This window comes from Filimonas lacunae, assembly GCF_002355595.1.
Classification (GTDB): Bacteria; Bacteroidota; Bacteroidia; order Chitinophagales; family Chitinophagaceae; genus Filimonas; species Filimonas lacunae.
In genome coordinates this window covers 6143412-6162174 of the sequence record NZ_AP017422.1, presented here as the reverse complement: position 1 = coordinate 6162174, position 18763 = coordinate 6143412, and the positions used below count along the sequence as shown (strand labels likewise).

The 18763-nt window shown below is 41.8% G+C and carries 14 protein-coding genes; all 14 read left to right on the top strand.

All coding sequences use genetic code 11. The features are described 5' to 3' along the window. The first annotated feature begins 68 nt into the window (after positions 1-68). The gene (locus FLA_RS24100) at positions 69-938 is read left to right on the top strand and encodes a MotA/TolQ/ExbB proton channel family protein (RefSeq protein ID WP_076375149.1); all 870 of its coding nucleotides are present in this window, start codon (positions 69-71) and stop codon (positions 936-938) included. 66 nt (positions 939-1004) lie between these two features. Next, the gene (locus FLA_RS24095; RefSeq protein ID WP_076375147.1) at positions 1005-1667 is read left to right on the top strand and encodes an ExbD/TolR family protein; all 663 of its coding nucleotides are present in this window, start codon (positions 1005-1007) and stop codon (positions 1665-1667) included. Positions 1668-1702: 35 nt separating this feature from the next. Further along, the gene (locus tag FLA_RS24090; RefSeq protein ID WP_076375145.1) at positions 1703-2257 is read left to right on the top strand and encodes an ExbD/TolR family protein; all 555 of its coding nucleotides are present in this window, start codon (positions 1703-1705) and stop codon (positions 2255-2257) included. Positions 2258-2309: 52 nt separating this feature from the next. Further along, positions 2310-3149, top strand: a complete 840-nt coding sequence (locus FLA_RS24085) for an energy transducer TonB (protein ID WP_076375143.1) — start codon at positions 2310-2312, stop codon at positions 3147-3149. 819 nt (positions 3150-3968) lie between these two features. Beyond that, positions 3969-4592 (top strand): hypothetical protein, encoded by a 624-nt coding sequence (locus FLA_RS24080; protein WP_076375141.1) that lies wholly within the window; start codon positions 3969-3971, stop codon positions 4590-4592. A gap of 193 nt (positions 4593-4785) precedes the next feature. Next, positions 4786-5655, top strand: a complete 870-nt coding sequence (locus tag FLA_RS24075) for an energy transducer TonB (RefSeq protein WP_076375140.1) — start codon at positions 4786-4788, stop codon at positions 5653-5655. Positions 5656-5784: 129 nt separating this feature from the next. After that, on the top strand, positions 5785-7158 hold the full coding sequence (gene mnmE / locus FLA_RS24070; protein WP_076375138.1) for a tRNA uridine-5-carboxymethylaminomethyl(34) synthesis GTPase MnmE: 1374 nt from the start codon (positions 5785-5787) through the stop codon (positions 7156-7158). Positions 7159-7584: 426 nt separating this feature from the next. Then, positions 7585-9576: a carbohydrate-binding protein gene (locus FLA_RS24065; protein ID WP_076375136.1), complete on the top strand. Its 1992-nt coding sequence runs from the start codon at positions 7585-7587 to the stop codon at positions 9574-9576. A gap of 141 nt (positions 9577-9717) precedes the next feature. Beyond that, entirely contained in the window at positions 9718-9900 is a 183-nt protein-coding gene (locus FLA_RS24060) for a hypothetical protein (RefSeq protein ID WP_144263944.1), read from the top strand. Positions 9901-10225: 325 nt separating this feature from the next. Then, entirely contained in the window at positions 10226-12220 is a 1995-nt protein-coding gene (locus FLA_RS24055) for a site-specific DNA-methyltransferase (RefSeq protein WP_076375134.1), read from the top strand. Positions 12221-12224: 4 nt separating this feature from the next. Beyond that, positions 12225-15173, top strand: a complete 2949-nt coding sequence (locus tag FLA_RS24050) for a type III restriction-modification system endonuclease (protein WP_076375132.1) — start codon at positions 12225-12227, stop codon at positions 15171-15173. Positions 15174-15523: 350 nt separating this feature from the next. After that, positions 15524-16255, top strand: coding sequence for a glycosyltransferase (locus FLA_RS24045; RefSeq protein ID WP_084205994.1), 732 nt, complete (start codon positions 15524-15526; stop codon positions 16253-16255). After that, positions 16242-17222, top strand: a complete 981-nt coding sequence (locus FLA_RS24040) for a lysylphosphatidylglycerol synthase transmembrane domain-containing protein (protein ID WP_076375128.1) — start codon at positions 16242-16244, stop codon at positions 17220-17222. Before FLA_RS24045 ends, FLA_RS24040 begins: the two co-directional genes overlap by 14 nt. Before the next feature lie 280 nt (positions 17223-17502). Next, positions 17503-18750, top strand: a complete 1248-nt coding sequence (locus tag FLA_RS24035) for an efflux RND transporter periplasmic adaptor subunit (RefSeq protein WP_076375126.1) — start codon at positions 17503-17505, stop codon at positions 18748-18750. The last annotated feature ends 13 nt before the right edge of the window (positions 18751-18763 follow it).

Below are 18763 nucleotides of genomic sequence, written 5' to 3'. Positions count from 1 at the left end.
GATTTTTCGTTAGAATTGCGAACTCAAATTTTAAGTATTAGATTTAAAAACTAAAAATCAATTGCATCATGGCTGAAACTAAACCGACTGCAACAGCAGCAGCAGCGACAAAGAGTATTAGTTCTGGACAACCGAAGAGAAGTAGTAATGCCATTTCGTGGATTGCACCGTTTGCATGTATCCTGTTAGGATTTTTAATCTGGCGTTATGTATTAGGTAACCCTGACAACTTTGCAAGACCAGGCACCGATAGCGCAATATGGCCGTCACACGAAGGTCCTAAAAGTGCATTGGCCCGTATGTATGAAGGTGGTATCATCGTTCCTATCCTGATTGGTTTCTTATTAACTGTAATCACTTTCGTTATTGAAAGATTACTGACTGTTACCAAAGCAAAAGGTACTGGTAACATTTCTGAATTTATCCGCAAAGTACAATTTCACTTAGCTAATAAAGACGTAGAGAAGGCGTTGGCAGAGTGCGACAAGCAAAAAGGTTCTGTAGGTAACGTAATGAAGGCTGGTTTACGTAAGTACAAAGAAATGATCGGTAACAGCGAGCTGGAAACTGAGCAGAAAGTGCTGAACATCCAGAAAGAAATTGAAGAAGCAACTGCTCTTGAATTACCTATGCTGGAGAAAAACCTGGTATTCCTGTCTACTATCGCATCAGTAGCAACCCTGTTTGGTCTGTTAGGTACCGTAATGGGTATGATCCGTTCATTCGGAGCTTTAGGTGACAGCGGTGGTGGTGCAGCGGCAGAGAAACTGTCTCAAGGTATCTCTGAAGCCCTGTATAACACAGCATTAGGTATCGGTACTTCTGCAGTAGCGATTGTAATGTACAACGTGTTCACTACAAGAATTGATGCTATCACTTACGGTATTGACGAGTCTGGTTTCACTTTGACTCAAAGCTTTGCCGCTAACTACAAATAGTCTGAATTTTCAGATAAATTATTTGTGGAAAAAAGTGATTAGTGCATCTTAAAATAAAAAAGAACTATGGCAAGGCCTAAAATACCGAGAAAGAGTACAACGATTGACATGACCGCAATGTGCGACGTGGCTTTCCTGTTGTTATCTTTCTTCATATTAACAACGAAGTTTAAGCCTTCTGAAGCTGTTACGGTTACTACGCCCAGCTCGGTAGCATCTAAGGTTGCGCCTGATAAGGATGTTGTTCTTATTTCTATCACCAAAGACGGAAAAGCATTTCTGGCAATGGATGATGCGGATAAAAGAGAGCAGGTACTGAACACATTAAATGTTACCAATAGTCTGAAATGGACTGATGCTGAATTAAAAAGCATAGCCAAACTGGACTTTTTCGGTGTACCGCTGGAACAATTAAAGCAACAGGCCGTTTTGGATAAAAAAGCCCAAAACGACAAGTCTTTACCCGGCATTCCCGTTCAGGACACTACCAACAACCAGATGAACCAGTGGGTGAAAGCTGTGGCTAGTGTTTATGCAGGTACCACTTTAAACTTGTTGGTGAAAGGTGATAATGAATCACAATTCCCCGCGTTTAAAAATGTTATGGCAGCATTCAAAAAGAATGAACTGTTTAAATTTCAGATGGTTACCAGTCCAGAAAACGTTCCGGAAGGATCTGCTTTATGGATTTCCAACAAAAGAGGTGGTGCTGACAAAGCAGAAGAATAGTAAACCGTATTTGTAAACAATAAATTGATTGTGCGATGGCAGAAATGGATACCTCGTCGGGTGGCGGACATAAGAAAGGCCCGGGAGTCAAAAAATCTAAAAAGCAGTCGACCAGAGTGGATTTAACCCCAATGGTGGATTTAGGCTTTCTGTTGATCACATTCTTCATTTTTACGACTACAATGAGTTCTCCAACGGCAATGAAATTAAACCTGCCGAAGGATGCTCCTGAAAAAGATCAGAATAAGGCAAAAGAATCTGGTGCGTTAACCGTAATGTTAGGAAAAGACAATAACGTTTTTTACTACGAAGGTATACTGGACCCGGCTGGCGCCAATTTCAAGTCTTCTAACTTTAAGGATATCCGCGATGTAATTATCAATAAAAAGAAAAGTACACCAGCGGATGACTTTGTAGTAGTAATTAAGCCGACAGACGAATCGAAGTATAAGAATGTGATTGATATGTTGGATGAAATGGCTATAAATGAAGTAAAGCGTTATGCAATGGTAGATATCTCTGAAGGAGAACTGCAGCTGATTAAAGTATCAGAAGGCGAATCTCCAACAGCAGCTCCTGCTACCAAATAGCATTTATGGAAATTTCAGCTTAATGAATCTTATTTAAAAACATTGTGTTCCAATGGATGCAAACAAAATTCTAAGTGCCGATATCCTCGACATCCTGTTCGAGGGTAGAAATAAGGACTACGGAGCGTACGACCTGCGAAGGTCGTACAGGAAGCGGGTATACCTGGCCTTGATCATTATGGTCATTGCCTGCCTGCTCATCTTCGCAGTTTCTGTACTGGCCAGCAATAAAAAAGAGGAAACTCAGCAGATCCTGGTTCAGGATGTGCAGTTGGAAGACGTGAAGAAGGAGGAGGAGAAGAAGCCTGAACCTCCACCGCCACCGCCTCCACCAAAAGTTGAGCCTCCTAAAGTAGAGATCGCTAAATTCACTCCTCCTAAAATCGTGAAAGATGAAGAGGTGAAGAAGGAAGATGAACTGAAGGAGAACAAAGAACTGGAAACCGTTAAAACCGGTACATTTAACCAGGAAGGTGAAAAAGATCTTTTGAATACAGCGCCACCGCCAGAAAGTTCTGGTACTGGTACCGGTGTTCCTACACCTGCTAAAACAGAAGATTACGATAAGGAATTTAAAACAGTACAGATCCAGGCTAAATTCCCGGGTGGGGATGGTGAGTGGAGAAAGTATCTGGAAAGAAACCTGAACCGTGACCTTCCGGTTGAAAACGGTGCACCTCCCGGAAACTATACTGTAGTAGTATCGTTCCTGGTAGATAAAGATGGTAGCATTTCTGAAGTAAAATCTGAAAACTCGCCTGGTTATGGTACTGCTGAAGAAGCTGTACGTGTAATCAAGAAAGGTCCAAAATGGATCCCAGCGGTTCAGAACGGCAGAAACGTTATCTACCGTCAAAGACAAAGCATTACCTTCCAGGTAGCTGAAGAATAGAAGATAACTTCTTTCTATAATCAAAGGCCTTATCGCTCTGCGGTGAGGCCTTTGTGTTTTAAAAGTGGGTCCTCTGACAATTCCGGAAGGTTTTCAGCAATAAAATGCAAACCCTCCGGACATTTCGGGCAATCTTCCCTGGAAATCTGGGAACTCCCCGGAGATATTTAACAACTCCCGGTTTTCTCTGGAGAGTTGTGAGAAGAGAACGAGAAACCTTCCATACATGTTCAACAATCTTCTGCAGAAATCCGGGAGCTCTCCCGGGAAATCTGGCAACTTCCATTTTTCCCGGAAAAGTTCTCCGGAGAAAAATGATAACAATCCGGAGTAACCCGGCAACTCTCCGGTGAAAATATAGAATGAACAAAAAAGCATTTCAAGCCTCTTTTAAATATGTGTAAAAACATAATACACATACTAAAACCCTTACCCAGTATGCATTTCACCAAAAAACCTGTGTCAGACCTGTGTTTGAAATGAGGTTTTAAAAAACACATTTACCTGATTATCAGCTAGTAAGCCAATTTATGGTCATAATTGCCTATACCGCAAATAACTTTTTTAAAACTATTTTTCCGCGTCCCCACTGCGTTTGAGGCCAACACACCTGTGTCACAGGTTTTGTAAAATCTCGCCGCCTCTCCAATTTTACATCGTAATCGGGCAGCAACAGAATGGCCATTCGTCCGGCACATTTCCCCGGCTTCTTTCCCGGATTATTGTACAAAAGGAAGCAGAGGGGAGGGTGTTACGGAAACTGTTCCGGCACCGGGTCAATGGAAGACCTGGAATTTTTGAACTATCAAATTGTAAAACATGAAAAAGAAATATGGTTATTTTATTCCAAGAACAGACGGAGAGTTACTACGTTGGTTAAACAACTTTAAAGAACAAATAAACATTGCAGGACCTACCTTAGGCCTTACACCTATACAGGTGACAGAGTTGGCAGATAAAGCGCAGAAAGGCATAGATGCCCTGCTATCTGTTGTTATTAAAAAACAGGATTATATGGATGCAGTGTTATTTAAAAATATGGTACGCGATGAGGAGGTTGGTTTTATTGCTAACGCGGCAGTTGTACTAAAACGAAATCCGTTATTTACGGATAATATAGGAGGGGCATTGGGTATTATCAATACTACATCTTTACAAGACCGGGTTACCCTTAAGCCAACGCTTAAAGTAAACGTGTTTCCTCAGTACGTAGAAGTGGGCTTTAATAAACAAGGGCAAACAGGTGTATCTGTCTTCTCTCGTATTCATGGTACAGACGAATGGATAAAGATTGGAGATGCAGAGCGTTCGCCTTACAAAGACACCAGGCCGCTACAGGTGCCAGGTAAAGCGGAGATACGGGAATATATGGCACTTTGTTATAGCAACGATGAATCTGTTGGCCAGAACAGTGAGGTGAGTATAGCTGTTTTTGGAGGTTAGTGAAAGAGCCATTTCTGAATCTGGTAAATATATCGGAAGCTGAAAATAAAAAGGTGTGTTGCAGTAATAGCAGCGCACCTTTTTTGTAACCATTATTTATTGCCATACTATTAATGAAAAATAAAATTCATCTTTTTTCTTTCTCCGTATGGAATAAAAATGTTTTAGTATCTCATTAATAAATACTGAAACTATGCAAGCCAACAACATCCCTAACGCCGACTTTCTCGATATTTTATTCGATAACAAAAACAAAGCTTATGGTGCCTACAACCTGCGTAAAACCTATGATAAGCGTGTATACACTGCACTGGGTATAACATTTGCAGTGGGGCTGATATTCTCTATGACTACTTTGTTTGCAGGTGGCAAGAAACCAGATGCAAATGCTCTTACAGGTATCGTTATTGATTTAACGCCAGTTGAACAACATAAGAAGGAAGAGCCAATTGAAAAGCCTGTTGAGCAACCTGCAGCTGCGCCTGCTGCTGCTCCTCAACTGGAGCAAATAAGAACATTAACGAGTACGCCTCCTATTATTATTCCAGATGATCAGATGAGGCCTGAGGATAACGTTCATACTGTTGATGAGTTAGATAAAGCACAAATAGCCAGTTTTACATCTGATGGTGAAGATCCAGGTGGAAAAGCGCCTGCTTTACCAGAAGGTAAGCTTGGAGGTACAGGTGGTGGCGGAGTCGATCATTTGGGACAAGACATGGGAGAAGATCTGAATACAATTAGGGCTACTGTACAAATAGAGGCCAAGTATCCTGGTGGCGCGGAAGCCTGGAGAAAATTCCTGGAGAAAAATCTGAACAGGGATTTACCTCTTGAAAATGGCGCACCTACTGGTAAGTATACCGTAACAGTTTCTTTCGTTGTAGATAGATTCGGTAATATTTCTGAAATAAAGGCGGAAAGCGACCCAGGTTTTGGTGCTGCTGATGAAGCTGTTCGTGTGATTAAAAGAAGCCTGAAATGGGAGCCTGCTGTACAAAACGGACGCAATGTGGTATATCGTCAACGTCAACGTATCACATTTGAAGTAAATGAAGATTAGGAAAGGAAAGCTTCGTGATCACTCAACCCTGAATCCTTTATTCCCGCTCCCGCCTTTTAAGGCGGGATTTTTTGTATATGCAGGCTATTGACGGTAACAATGTAATTTTGCCGCATAACTGAGTAAAACATGCTAGGAAAACTGGTTGGATGGGATGATACAATTGCCGCCATTGCCACTCCGCAGGGCACGGGTGCAATAGGAGTGATAAGAGTAAGTGGTACAAAGGCTATTGAGGTGGTAGATACTTTATTTCCTTCTAAATCATTAACAGAGCAGCCTTCCCATACCCTGCACGTGGGCCTGTTGAAAGATGGCTCTCTGGTGTTAGATGAGGTGGTTGTGGCTCTGTTTATCGCACCACGTTCTTTTACCGGCGAAAATGTGGTGGAAATTTCCTGTCATGGCTCCCATTATATACAAAGCCAGGTAATGGAAACCCTTGCTGCCAGAGGTGTTAGAATGGCTAAGCCAGGTGAATTTACGCAACGTGCCTTTTTAAATGGGAAAATGGATCTGGTGCAGGCAGAAGCTGTAGCAGATATCATAGCCAGCAACACCGAGGCCAGTAAAAGAACTGCACTGTTGAATATGCGGGGGGGATTTTCCAGTGTATTAAAAGAACTGCGCGAAGAGTTGATTAAGTTTTCAGCACTTATTGAATTGGAACTGGATTTTTCCCAGGAGGATGTAGAGTTTGCTGACCGTACGGCTTTGTTTGATCTGCTAAACAGGGTGTCTGTACAGGTTTCAAAGTTGTTGCAGTCTTTTCGATTGGGTAACGTAATTAAGAACGGCGTGCAGGTGGCTATTATAGGCAAACCCAACGCCGGTAAGTCTACTTTATTAAATGCTTTATTAAATGAAGAACGTGCTATAGTAAGTGATATTGCCGGTACTACACGGGATACTATTGAAGAGATATTGAATATAAATGGTGTTTTATTCCGGTTGATAGATACGGCAGGTATTCGTGAGCATACCAGTGATATAATTGAAAGCATAGGCGTAGAAAGAAGCCTTGCCAAAATGAAAGAAGCCGATGTGGTGGTTTACCTGTTTGATGTATCTGCTACATCAATAAGTGAATTGGAGCAGGAGAAGAAGAACCTGGAAGAAGCAGGTATTAAATATATTTTAGCAGGTAATAAAGCCGACAAGGTTATTGACCTGTTGCCTTATACAGATAGTGGTGCTTTGTTTATTTCGGCTAAGGAGAAAAGTGGGGTAGAAGAGGTTAAACAAAAATTATTTGACTTAACAGTGTCAGGTGATCTGAATGGTGACAACGTTATTGTAACTAATGCCCGACATATTGATGCACTGCAAAAGATAGAACAATCTTTATATGATATAAGGAATGGTTTGCAGGAAGGATTGCCGGGTGATCTGGTGGCGTTGGATATACGTGAGTGCCTGCATTACTTAGGAAATATTACTGGTGAGGTGTCGGTAGATGACAGGCTGGATTTTATTTTCAGTAAATTTTGTATCGGCAAATAATAGGTATAACAATATACAAAAATCATGAATTTCGTTAAAACGGCTGGGGACTTCACCTTCAGCCGTTTTTATTATAAAATCGTATCCAGTAATATGCTTCTTAGGAACAAGTATTGACGATCTTTTCAAAGATAATATGATGCCCATAAAAATTAAGGAAGTAAAACCGCCGGGGGCGCACTTCTGGTTAATGACAGTGATCCTATTGAAAAGAAGTTTGATAAATGTAAGGAGCTTTTGTATTTCGCCTGGGAACAATATGCTTTCTATTGGTGAAAAAAAGATATGATGACTGTGCAAGAGAAGTAATAAACCAATTTTTGAATCAGATTAGTCAAAAAACGGCATTCTGGTAAACCTCAGTCCAGTAGGTTTGATGAATAACGATTATAGCCTTAATTAAGTTTCTTAACTAAAAACTTACATATGAAAAAACCTTTACTTAACCTATCATCTATCCATTTCAGTTTTACCGGTTTATGCATCGCCGGTATGTTCCTTTTAAACGCATCGTTAACGATGGCACAGCAATTAGCTTTTCCCACAGCGGAGGGCTTTGGCCGTTACGCCAGTGGGGGCCGGGGGGGAACAGTTTACCATGTAACCAACCTGAATGATGCCGGCACGGGCTCACTCCGCGATGCCGTAAGCCAGTCGAACAGAACGGTTGTATTTGATGTTGGCGGAGTTATCAATGTTGCCTCCCGTATTGTAGTATCCAGTGGAGTTACTATTGCAGGCCAAACAGCACCGGGCGGTGGCATTACCATTTACGGAGACGGTGTGGCCTGTAACGCCGGGAATAATATTATACGGTATATCCGCATTCGTATGGGAAAAAATGGAACGTCCGGAAAAGATGCCTTAAGCATTGCATCTGGTCAGAATTTTATATTTGACCACGTTTCTATATCCTGGGGAAGGGATGGTACTCTTGATGTGAATGGCTCAGGTATAGATAATCTTACTTTCCAGGACTGCATCGTAAGCCAGGGAATTAATAATTCCAACCATTCAACAGGTGGGTTATTGCAAAGTGGTAAATGGTCGATGATAAGGAGTTTGTATATCGACAATAAAACACGCAATCCAAAGGCCAGGGGCACGCATGAATTCATTAACTCCGTACTTTACAACTGGGCAGAACATGGTTATATTATGGGAGATACGGAAGGACTTTCGGAGTGTAACCTGATTGGGAATTATTTCATCTATGGCCCTTCCAGCAACGGCAACTCCCATATTACCAATACAACACCTACATTCAACGTGTATGCATCTGACAATTGGGTAGATGCAGATAAAGACGGCGTATTAGATGGCACTCTTCTTACTGATTATAAAACGGCTACAGTAAAGTCTACACCATACAGTTACCCGGGCGTGTCCAATTTAATGTCTGCACAGGCAGCTCTCAATTATATTATTGCCAATGTGGGCGCCTCTATTACCAGAGACGCCGTTGATAATCTGTTGATTAGCCAGTTGACATCCTATGGCACTTCAGGACAGATTATAAATACAGAAGATGATAACGGCATTCCCGGAAATGTTGGCACCGTAGCAAATGGTACTCCTGCTGCGGACGCTGATCAGGATGGCATGCCCAATGCATGGGAAACAGCCAATGGATTGAACCCCAATGATGCTGCCGACAGAAACAATATCGGAGCTGGTGGTTATACCATGCTTGAAATTTATATCAACAGCCTGGTGGGTGGCGGCGGTAGTGGTAGCGGAAACATAAACCCCTATACTACCGTGCAAGCCGAGAATTATAGTTCCATGTCAGGCGTACAAACAGAAACCTGTAGTGAAGGAGGCCTGAATGTTGGCTATATAGAAAATGGAGATTGGATACGTTTTAGCGGAGTAGATTTTGGTACAGGCGCAACCGGTGTATCCGTACGTGTTGCCAGCAATGCAACCGGCGGAACCATAAAATTCAGGCTGGATGCCGCAGGCGGCCCTCAGATAGGAGCCATTAATGTTACCAGTTCGGGTGGCTGGCAAACCTGGACCACAATGACGGCCAGCGTTAGCGGAGCAAGCGGTGTACACGATTTGTACCTGTCGTTTTCGGGAGGTACCGGCTATCTGCTTAACTTAAACCATTTTGTATTTACAGGAGGAAGCGCTGCGCTTGTCGCCAACGCTCCTGTGCTCAAGAACAGCAGCGAGAGCAATATTCAGGTATACCCTAACCCTACTGTTGACTTACTGCATGTTCACGTAAGTAAGAAACGTGTTGCAAATGCAGGTATACTGATATATGACAACGTAGGAAGACAGGTATTAAGTTCCGGACTGACTGGAAACCAAACTACCGTGAATGTTGCCGGCCTTTCGCCCGGTCTTTACATTCTCCAATTATCCAATGGCAGGGAAATTATCACAAAAAAATTCCTGAAGAGGTAAACTGTTTACATCGGTTTAGTTAATTGTAGCAAAGTCAGGAGGCGAGAATTTCGCTCCTGACTTTTTTTGACTATGCCATCGTTTCCAGCATTTACAGAAAAAAACTTCTTTTACTGTACATTTACGCTATACCCTAAAGCTATGAAGCTATTTCTACTTTTTTCCATCCCTGGTTTAACTATAAGGTTACTACGTGACACAGTATTACAGCAGGCCAGGGTTAGTTATATAAGGCTTGACGAAGAAAAAATATCCAAACACGATGCCGACAGCCTTCGTACTGTAATCATCCGTGAATATCAAAAAGGGGTATCCTCCGAATAGTAAATTTTGATACTGGAAAGTTGTTCCTATTGTAAGCCTTGGAAGTAGGCAAAAAATGATCGTTGTAGATAAAACAACTATAAAATACAAACGACAGCTTTTTAGCTGTCGTTTGTATTTTATAGTATTGAAGCAGGGGGAAGAATTGCAGGTGCTTTTATTGCTTTAGACATACTTTTGCTACCTTGCAGCAGGCAGTCGGAGCTTATAGTATACTCTTGCGAAACGGCATATCAATGCTTCAATTTCAATTAGTTATGATGAATCTGTTTGCGCTGTACAGGAACATGAATATTCCGTCCCTACTGTCATAATCAAGGAAAAGATGATAAAAGATACAGTACAACAAAACGAAAACATTACACCTAATAGCCGTCAACTGGAAATTCTGAAAGAGCATTTTGCTGCTTGCTTTGCAGTAGATGGCTCTTTTGATATGACACGTTTTAAAGCGGAAATAGCCAAAGGTGCGAATGTGGTAGAGGAAGGATATGAATTAAAGTTTTTGGGTAAAAGCTATGCTAAGTTACTGGCCAGTACGGATACCACTACTATTATACAACCCAACGAATTACATAACAGTTTGCCCGAAAATGCCAATAGCAAAAACATATACATCAGTGGCGATAACCTGGATGGCTTAAAGCACTTGCTGAAAAGCTACAACAAAAGCATTAAATGTATTTATATAGATCCTCCTTATAACACCGGTGGTGATGGCTTTGTGTATGCAGATAATTTCAATTACACCAGAGAAAACCTGCAGGAAAAGCTAAGTGTGAGTGAAGAAGAAGCCAGACGGATTATCGATCTTACCAAACGTGGTTCTGCTTCTCACAGTGCCTGGTTGATGTTTATGTATAGTCGGTTGCTGCTGGCAAGGGATCTGTTGAAAAATGATGGCGTAATCTTTATTTCCATTGACGATAATGAGCGGTCTAACCTAAAACTACTTTGTGATGATGTGTTTGGGGAAGAAAACTTTGTGGCTGAGTTTCCAAGGATTACCAAAAAGGCTGGAAAAACCACAGAGCTGATTGCTGACAATAACGACTATCTTCTTTTTTATAGAAGAACAGATGAAGTGGAACTTAACAAGAGTGCATTAGAAGGGCAGGGCTATGTGCATGAAGATGAATTTGTGGAGGAGAGGGGGGCTTATAAGTTAAGCCAGACGCTTGACTATGATTCCATACAGTATTCCGCTTCTCTGGATTACGAGATAGAAGTAAATGGAGAAGTATTAAGACCTGGTAATGCAACTAAAGAACAAATGGAGGAAAGGCAGAGACGAAACCCTAAAAGCGATTCGTGCTGGCGTTGGTCGAAGGATTTGTTCGAGTTTGGTAATCAAAATGGCTTTGTGGTTGTGAAAGAAGGGAAGAGTGGTAAACGTATTTACACCAAAACATACCTGAATGCAACTATCAGCAAAAATAGCAATGGATATTTTGTCGAGACTGTTGAAAGAAAAAAGGCTACTTCTACATTGGAATTTTTAGATAATAAGTATTCTAACGACAACTCCCGAAAAGATCTGGCCAGGCTTTTTGATGTAAAGGTGTTTGATTATACCAAGCCTGTTAGCTTATTAGAAAAAGTAGTATCTATTACCACGTCTAAACATGATACGGTATTGGACTTCTTTTCCGGTTCTGCCACAACGGCTCATGCGGTAATGAAGTTAAATGCAGAGGATGGTGGAAAGAGAAAATTTATTATGGTGCAATTGCCGGAAGTGATAAGCCCTGAAGTGGATGCGCAGAAAATTGCGTATGAATTTCTTCGTGACAATCACCTCCCGGCCACCCTGGATTACGTTGGTATGGAACGTATTAAAAGGGCAGCGGCTGTGATAAAAGAAGAACGGCCTGATAACACATCTGACTTAGGATTTAAGCACTATTTGCTTGCAGAACCCAACCCCAACACTTTAGACAAACTGGATAGTTTTGACAAAGCCGCTTTATTAACTGATACCAGCATTTTAGATGATTTTGGAAAGCCCGCTATTTTAGCTACCTGGCTCAATGCAGATGGGTATGGTCTTACGGTAAATGCACAGGCTATTAACCTGGCTGGTTACACGGCCTATTACTATCAGAAGCATGTATACTTAATAGATGCTGGTTTTGGATTGGAGAGCATGAAAGCCCTGATCACCAAGTATGATATAGATGGACATTTTAATCCGGAGAGCCTGGTATTATTTGGTTACAGCTTTCCCGAATGGAGCATCAATGAAATGATAGAGAAAAACCTTCGTATCCTGAATGATGGAGAGAGGAATTTAAAAATCAATTTCACCGTAAGGTATTAATGCTATGGAGCTGATATTAAAAAATGATTTACCGCACCAGGTAAAAGCATATACGTCTATAGCCAACGCATTCAGCCTGGATGTGATATTGAAGAATAGCCTGTATTACCAGAATCCGGCCTTGTTGTTAGACAAGCATGCCCTGATGACCTATGTGGCACAGGTGCAGAAAGAGAATGGCATACCAGCTGAATATAAAGCGCACAACGAGATTGGTAATTACTTCAACCTGGATGTGAAGATGGAAACCGGTACAGGTAAAACTTATGTGTACACGGCTACCATGTTTGAGTTACACAAGCGTTATGGCATCAATAAATTTATAGTAGCTGTTCCTACGCTGGCTATTAAGGCAGGAGCCCGGCAGTTTATGGAAGATGGTTACACCAGGCGTCATTTCAAAGACCAGTGTGGTTATGGAACAGAGTTAGACGTATTAGTGCTGGAAGCTAACAAAAAGAAAAAAGGAAAGAATGCTTTTCCGGGTGTTGTAAGAGAGTTTGTTGCGGGTAGTAGCCAGAACACCAATAAAATTTATGTATTGCTGGTGAATATGAGCTTATTGGGCGGCACCTCTAAATTACTCACTGATACTTATGACTATGCAGTAGAAGGTTTTTATAAACCGACAGAAGGTATAAAAGCCACCAGGCCTTTTGTTATTATTGATGAACCACATCGTTTCAGCAAAACACAAAAAGCCTATGAGTTTATTGAAAAAAGCATTTGTCCGCAAGTTATTATTCGTTTAGGGGCTACGTTCCCTGAAATAGAAGCCGGTAAAGGAAAGAATAAAGTCAGGCGGAAGGATTATCATAACCTGTTGTATGATTTAAATTCCTTTCAGGCCTTCAATCAAAACCTGATAAAAGGTATTGCCAAAGAACACTTTGAGCCGATAAATCAAAGGCTGGATAAGGTGAAAGTAATGAGCGTGACTTCTAAAACGTCTGTTAGATTAAACCTTATTCAAAGAGATGCTGCTACCAGGCCGTTTGATTTAAAGAAGGGAGATAGTCTGGGGATAATAGCTCCCGAACTGGAAGGCATCGTAATAGATGCTATTACCAACAATACTATTGAATTGTCGAACGGCCAGGCAAAGGCTACAGGCGAGGAGTTTAGTACAGATATTTATTCCAGCTCGTACCAGGAAAGCATGATTCGCCTGGCACTGGAGCGCCATTTTGAAACAGAGCGTATCAACTTCAGCAGAAACAATAAAATAAAAACACTTGCCCTGTTTTTTATTGATGATATATTCTCGTACCGGGTAAGTGAAGGGCAGGAAAAGCAACCTTATCTGAAAGAAACTTTCGAAAGGTTATTGACGGAGAAAATTGATGCATTAATTCCTACGCTTGCTGAACAGGAGCAGGACTATAAAGCATACTTGTTGGCTTCTAAGGCGGATTTGAATGCTACCCATGCCGGCTATTTTGCGCAAGACAATAGTAGCTCGGACGAAGCTATTGCGCAGGAGATACAAGAAATCTTATACGAGAAAAAGAAACTGCTCGCCATTCAAGAGGAAGAGGGACAATTCAATACCCGCAGGTTTTTGTTTTCTAAATGGACATTAAAGGAAGGATGGGATAACCCTAATATTTTCACTATTGCCAAGCTGAGAAGCAGTGGCAGTGAAAACAGTAAGATCCAGGAAGTGGGACGTGGTTTGCGCTTGCCGGTAGATGAGTTTGGTAATCGTATATCCAATGAAGCGTTTAAGCTCAACTATATTATAGATTTTACTGAAGCTGATTTTGCGGATAAGCTGGTGGCAGAAATTAATGCTGACCTGTCAGAAGGCTTTGTAATAAATGAAGAGAAAATTCTGGAAGTGGCTGCTAAACGAAAAATGGAGGTGGATACGCTTTTTATAGATCTACTCACTAAAAAATATATCGATCACAATAAGAATATTCAAACTGAAAATACCGGGAAATTCTTTGAGGACTATCCGGAATTCGCGATAGGCCTGCAAGCAGGAAAGATAGAAGACAGGAATAAAAGAAAGGAACGGAAAATAAGGATTCGTCCGGCTGTTTATTATGAACTAAAAACATTGTGGGAAGCTATCAATACTAAATACATGCTGCACTACGAAAAAGTAGAGCAGGAGAGCTTTCTTTTGAATGGTTTATTAGATATAGTGGCAAAAGGCGTTTTGGCGGATACTTATATCACCAGCAGGCGCGCTGAATTACATACAGCAGGAACAAGGGCTACCACGCAGGAAGATTCAGGCGTGCAGTTTGCCATCAACAAGCCATTGCCCTATAGTGAATTTTTAAAGCGCATCAGCCGCCAAACCAACTTGCCTATACAGTTATTGCATCAGGTATGGGTGGAATACGGGAAAATGAATACTATCCCGGCGGAACAAATCAACGAGCAGAGCGCTGCGAATTTTGTAAAGCTTTTTTATGACTGGAAAGTGGAGAATCTACCAGGGAAATTTAGCTATTCTAAAATGAATCTTCCGGTAAGGGCTACTGCTTTAACCTACTCGGATGGCACGCCCAAAATGGAAATAACACAGGGCCTTATCGGCACTAAGTTTATCGAAGGCAGTCCGTCACGCAATTACCTTTATGATGTATATGCTTTTGATTCGCCGCTTGAGAAAGAAAACTTATTGGCGGGAGGTATTGAGGAAGTAGTTGTATATGGTAAAATACCCAAAGGCAGCATTGCCATTCCCACTATCACAGGCCAGTCGTACAGTCCGGACTTTATGTATGTGATTAAAAAGAACAATGGTGAAAAGGTGCTACATGTAGTTATTGAAACAAAAGACGTAGAAAACCAAACTACGTTAAGGGGAATAGAACAAGCCAAAATCGATTGTGCCAGGGAATTCTTTCAGCAATTAACAATAGATGGCTATACAGTAGTGTTTAACACACAGCTGCATAATAAAACCATCAGGGAAATTATAGATGAAGTGTAATATAATTCTCCCATCCATTATTAATGATTGCCCCTGGAAGAAAACACACTTTTCCAGGGGCTTTTATTTTATGGCAGTTTTTTGTTTTTCATATCTTTTTTGGCGCAGGTATTACTAATCGCTTGTTTTTCATTTCGTTACATTACATTCCTGCAAATACTGACACCAATAGCGGGGATGATCGTTAACATATACTTTATCATTTCTTAAATAACGTATCACACATTGGTAACCTACCGGACACATGGAAAGAATAGCTTTAGATAACTAAATTCTGAGATATGCGCACCGTTCATTGCATATGGCAACCGCGGAAGCTATTCTTATTAATGCCTACCAAACTATAACTTATGAAACGAATGAAAGTAGCCTTCTTTGCAGAGGTGCTGGAAAAAGATATTGATGGCGCTTGCCGCACCATGTTTCAGTTGATTGATAGAATTGATTCCTCCCTGTTTGAATTCCTGTTTGTTTGCAGCACAGGTCCTGCTACCATACAGGGTTTTGAATGTGTACATGTACCTGCGGTTACACTTCCGGTAAATACTTCTTATAAGATGGCCTTGCCAGGGCTGGCGCAACAGCATTTATGTGACAGGCTACAGGCTTTTCAGCCAGAGGTTATTCATATAGCCACGCCTTCCTTACTGGGCAATTTTGCCATGAAGTATGCGCTGAAACAACACATTCCTGTGTTGTCTATTTACCATACATATTTTATATCCTACATCGATTACTATTTAAAGCATATCCCGTTTTTAATTCATAGTGTAAAGCAGACTGTAACAGAGGGGCAGCGGGTATTTTATAATCAATGCAGTCTTATATACGTGCCTTCAGAAACGATGCAAACGGAACTTTTAAACATGGGCGTGCAGCAATGTAAGATGAAGTTGTGGCAAAGAGATATTGACAGTACGCTTTTTTCGCCAGAGAAAAACGTACTGGCCGGGATGGAAGAGCAGGATGCACAACAAAACTGGCGGGAGCTGGCCAATACCTATTTTAACGATCTTCTTTTTCTTGCCCGCAGTCAACCTAAGGTCAACACCAGTAAGCCTTTGTACTATGAAGCTAGTTAGAATACTGATTCTGCTATCGGTAGGTGTTTCCCTGGGGGTATTCATCTGGGCCACCGATTTTACACAGGTGTCCAGGCTGCTGACGCATACCGGCAATGATTTCTGGTTACTGATTATAACCACCTGCCTGGGCTATATATGTGCTACTATCAGCTGGCGGTATTGCATGGGCGACCAGCGAAATCATATTCCGGTTTTCCGGCTATTCCTGATAAGGCATGTAGGAGAAACGGTAACATTGTTTAACCCGGCCAGCATTATTGCCGGTGAAGCTATGAAAGCATGGATGTTGCGTAACTACCCTGTGAAGAAAAGCACGGTGCATGCTTCCATACTGGTGTCAAGGGCCATCATGATTATTACACAGGTAGTGCTGTTTTCCGGGGCGTTGATATTGCTGTTGGCTGCCGGGCCTGCACCTGTTATCACTGCGGGTGTTGTAGCTAAAGTGTTATGCTGGCTGGCAGGTGTTGTGCTTATAGTGTGTATAGTTTTTTGGGGTATTAAAAAAGCACGTACTACAACAGTGTATCTTTTTGTAGCAAAGAAAACGGCAGCCTTGCGTGCGGCCATGCGGGAAACGATGGCAGAAAGTAAAGAGCTATATCGTAATAACAGGCGCGCATTACTGATGGCCTGTTTTTTTACTTTCCTGCATTGGACGGTAGGTTCTCTGGAAATTTATTTTATCCTCCGCATCCTGGGCACACATGCCGATGTCGTTAAGTCTTTATTAGTAGATATGGGAGTAGTGTTGTTTAAATCGGCAGGCGCATTTATTCCGGGGCAGGCGGGTGTAGAAGAATACGGTAATAAGATGATGCTGGGGATGATAGGCATTCATGGAACTGCCATATGGATAGCGGCTTCCATTTTACGAAGGGTACGTCAATTGTTCTGGCTATTAGTAGGGGTAATTGCTTACGTGCTCATAAGAAGACATGGAGATAGGGCTTATCAGTTGTAGAGTTTCTTCTTGTCGTTACCGGCTATATGAAAATTAAAACAGAATGGGTTACTGGTACGTTTCTTTCAAATGCACACCATGCCCCCAAGATTATTGAACTATAAGTGACTCATTTACTCAAGCCTGTTTGTTTTTAATTAGCTAACACCCTTCTTTTCCCAATAACAAACAACTTGTCCGATACCGGACAAAAAAACGTCTGTGAGATGGCGTAAGTGCATCATAGTGAATGTATTAGGTTTGGCATCCCTCTTGAAACCCTTCCGTCATCATTGTTTGTATGGATACAATTATTGAAACGGAAGTAAAAAGAACCAAACTAAAGCAACTACTGTGGTATACAGGCGGACTGCTGTTATTACTGGCTGTGTTGTTATGGAGCATACATGCCTGGGTGGGAGTGACGTTGGACAGTGACAAGGTGATGACGGCCGCGGTAGAAATGGGTGATATTGAAAACACGCTTACTGCTTCAGGTGAGGTACTGCCTGCTTTTGAAGAAACCATTAGTAGTTCAGTAAACGCCACTATCCGCCAGGTATTGCTACCGCCAGGAAGTACGGTAGAAGCCGGTACGCCAGTGCTATTGCTGGATAAAGCCACTGCACAAACGGATTATGAGAAATTGACATTTCAGCTGGAATCTAGGCATAACGATATGCGAAAACTAAAGCTGGAGTTAGATAAAAGCTATTACGATCTGCAATCGAACAATGAGGTAAAACACTTGCGCATAGCCAGCCTGGAAGCCGATGTAGAAAACGCAAAGCGTTTATACAAGGCAGGTGGCGGTACCCGGGAAAGCATAGAGAAAGCAGAGCTGGAATTAAAGGTGGCGCGCCTGGAAAAACAGCAACTGGAAAACGACCTGACGAACCGGCAACAGACCATGCAGCTGCAACTGCGCGAAGCGGCCATTACTGCCAGCATTCAGGAAAACGAGTTGAAGCAATTACAGCATAAGTTAGCACAGGCCAAAGTTTCTGCCAGCCGTCACGGTGTGGTTACCTGGGTGAACAGGAATGTAGGTATTGCCATTCATGAAGGCGAGCCTGTGGCACGTATTGCCGATTTAAGCAGCTTTACTATACAGGGAAGCATTACTGATACTTACCTGCCACAATTGTACAATGGACAACCGGTTATTGTGAAAGTGAACGATAGTCGTATACGTGGTGTGATTACTCATATTCAACCCTCTGTGCAAAACAATATTGCAGGTTTTGAAGTGCAGCCTGATACTGCGGGTTATGCTTTGTTAAGGCCCAACATGAAAGTAGAAGTGTATGTGGTTACCGAAAGCCATAAACAGGTGTTGCGGTTGGCTAATGGACCAGCGTTTAAAGGGCCTGCTTTACAGGACATTTTTGTGGTAAAGAACGGGGTGGCGCGGCGAAGAAGTGTGGAAATAGGGCTGAGCAATTTTGATTACGTAGAAATCAAAGGCAATGTGCAGCCGGGTGAAGTGGTGATTATATCGGATATGAGCCGGTATAAAAATGTACAAAATATCACTATTCACCCTTAATTCTTGTAAGCAA

What these genes read in the sequence shown, in the direction of transcription:
- FLA_RS24100 (WP_076375149.1), top strand. Translation starts at nt 69, where the DNA reads ATGGCTGAAACTAAACCGACTGCAACAGCAGCAGCAGCGACAAAGAGT.
- FLA_RS24095 (WP_076375147.1), top strand. Translation starts at nt 1,005, where the DNA reads ATGGCAAGGCCTAAAATACCGAGAAAGAGTACAACGATTGACATGACC.
- FLA_RS24090 (WP_076375145.1), top strand. Translation starts at nt 1,703, where the DNA reads ATGGCAGAAATGGATACCTCGTCGGGTGGCGGACATAAGAAAGGCCCG.
- FLA_RS24085 (WP_076375143.1), top strand. Translation starts at nt 2,310, where the DNA reads ATGGATGCAAACAAAATTCTAAGTGCCGATATCCTCGACATCCTGTTC.
- FLA_RS24080 (WP_076375141.1), top strand. Translation starts at nt 3,969, where the DNA reads ATGAAAAAGAAATATGGTTATTTTATTCCAAGAACAGACGGAGAGTTA.
- FLA_RS24075 (WP_076375140.1), top strand. Translation starts at nt 4,786, where the DNA reads ATGCAAGCCAACAACATCCCTAACGCCGACTTTCTCGATATTTTATTC.
- mnmE (WP_076375138.1), top strand. Translation starts at nt 5,785, where the DNA reads ATGCTAGGAAAACTGGTTGGATGGGATGATACAATTGCCGCCATTGCC.
- FLA_RS24065 (WP_076375136.1), top strand. Translation starts at nt 7,585, where the DNA reads ATGAAAAAACCTTTACTTAACCTATCATCTATCCATTTCAGTTTTACC.
- FLA_RS24060 (WP_144263944.1), top strand. Translation starts at nt 9,718, where the DNA reads ATGAAGCTATTTCTACTTTTTTCCATCCCTGGTTTAACTATAAGGTTA.
- FLA_RS24055 (WP_076375134.1), top strand. Translation starts at nt 10,226, where the DNA reads ATGATAAAAGATACAGTACAACAAAACGAAAACATTACACCTAATAGC.
- FLA_RS24050 (WP_076375132.1), top strand. Translation starts at nt 12,225, where the DNA reads ATGGAGCTGATATTAAAAAATGATTTACCGCACCAGGTAAAAGCATAT.
- FLA_RS24045 (WP_084205994.1), top strand. Translation starts at nt 15,524, where the DNA reads ATGAAACGAATGAAAGTAGCCTTCTTTGCAGAGGTGCTGGAAAAAGAT.
- FLA_RS24040 (WP_076375128.1), top strand. Translation starts at nt 16,242, where the DNA reads ATGAAGCTAGTTAGAATACTGATTCTGCTATCGGTAGGTGTTTCCCTG.
- FLA_RS24035 (WP_076375126.1), top strand. Translation starts at nt 17,503, where the DNA reads ATGGATACAATTATTGAAACGGAAGTAAAAAGAACCAAACTAAAGCAA.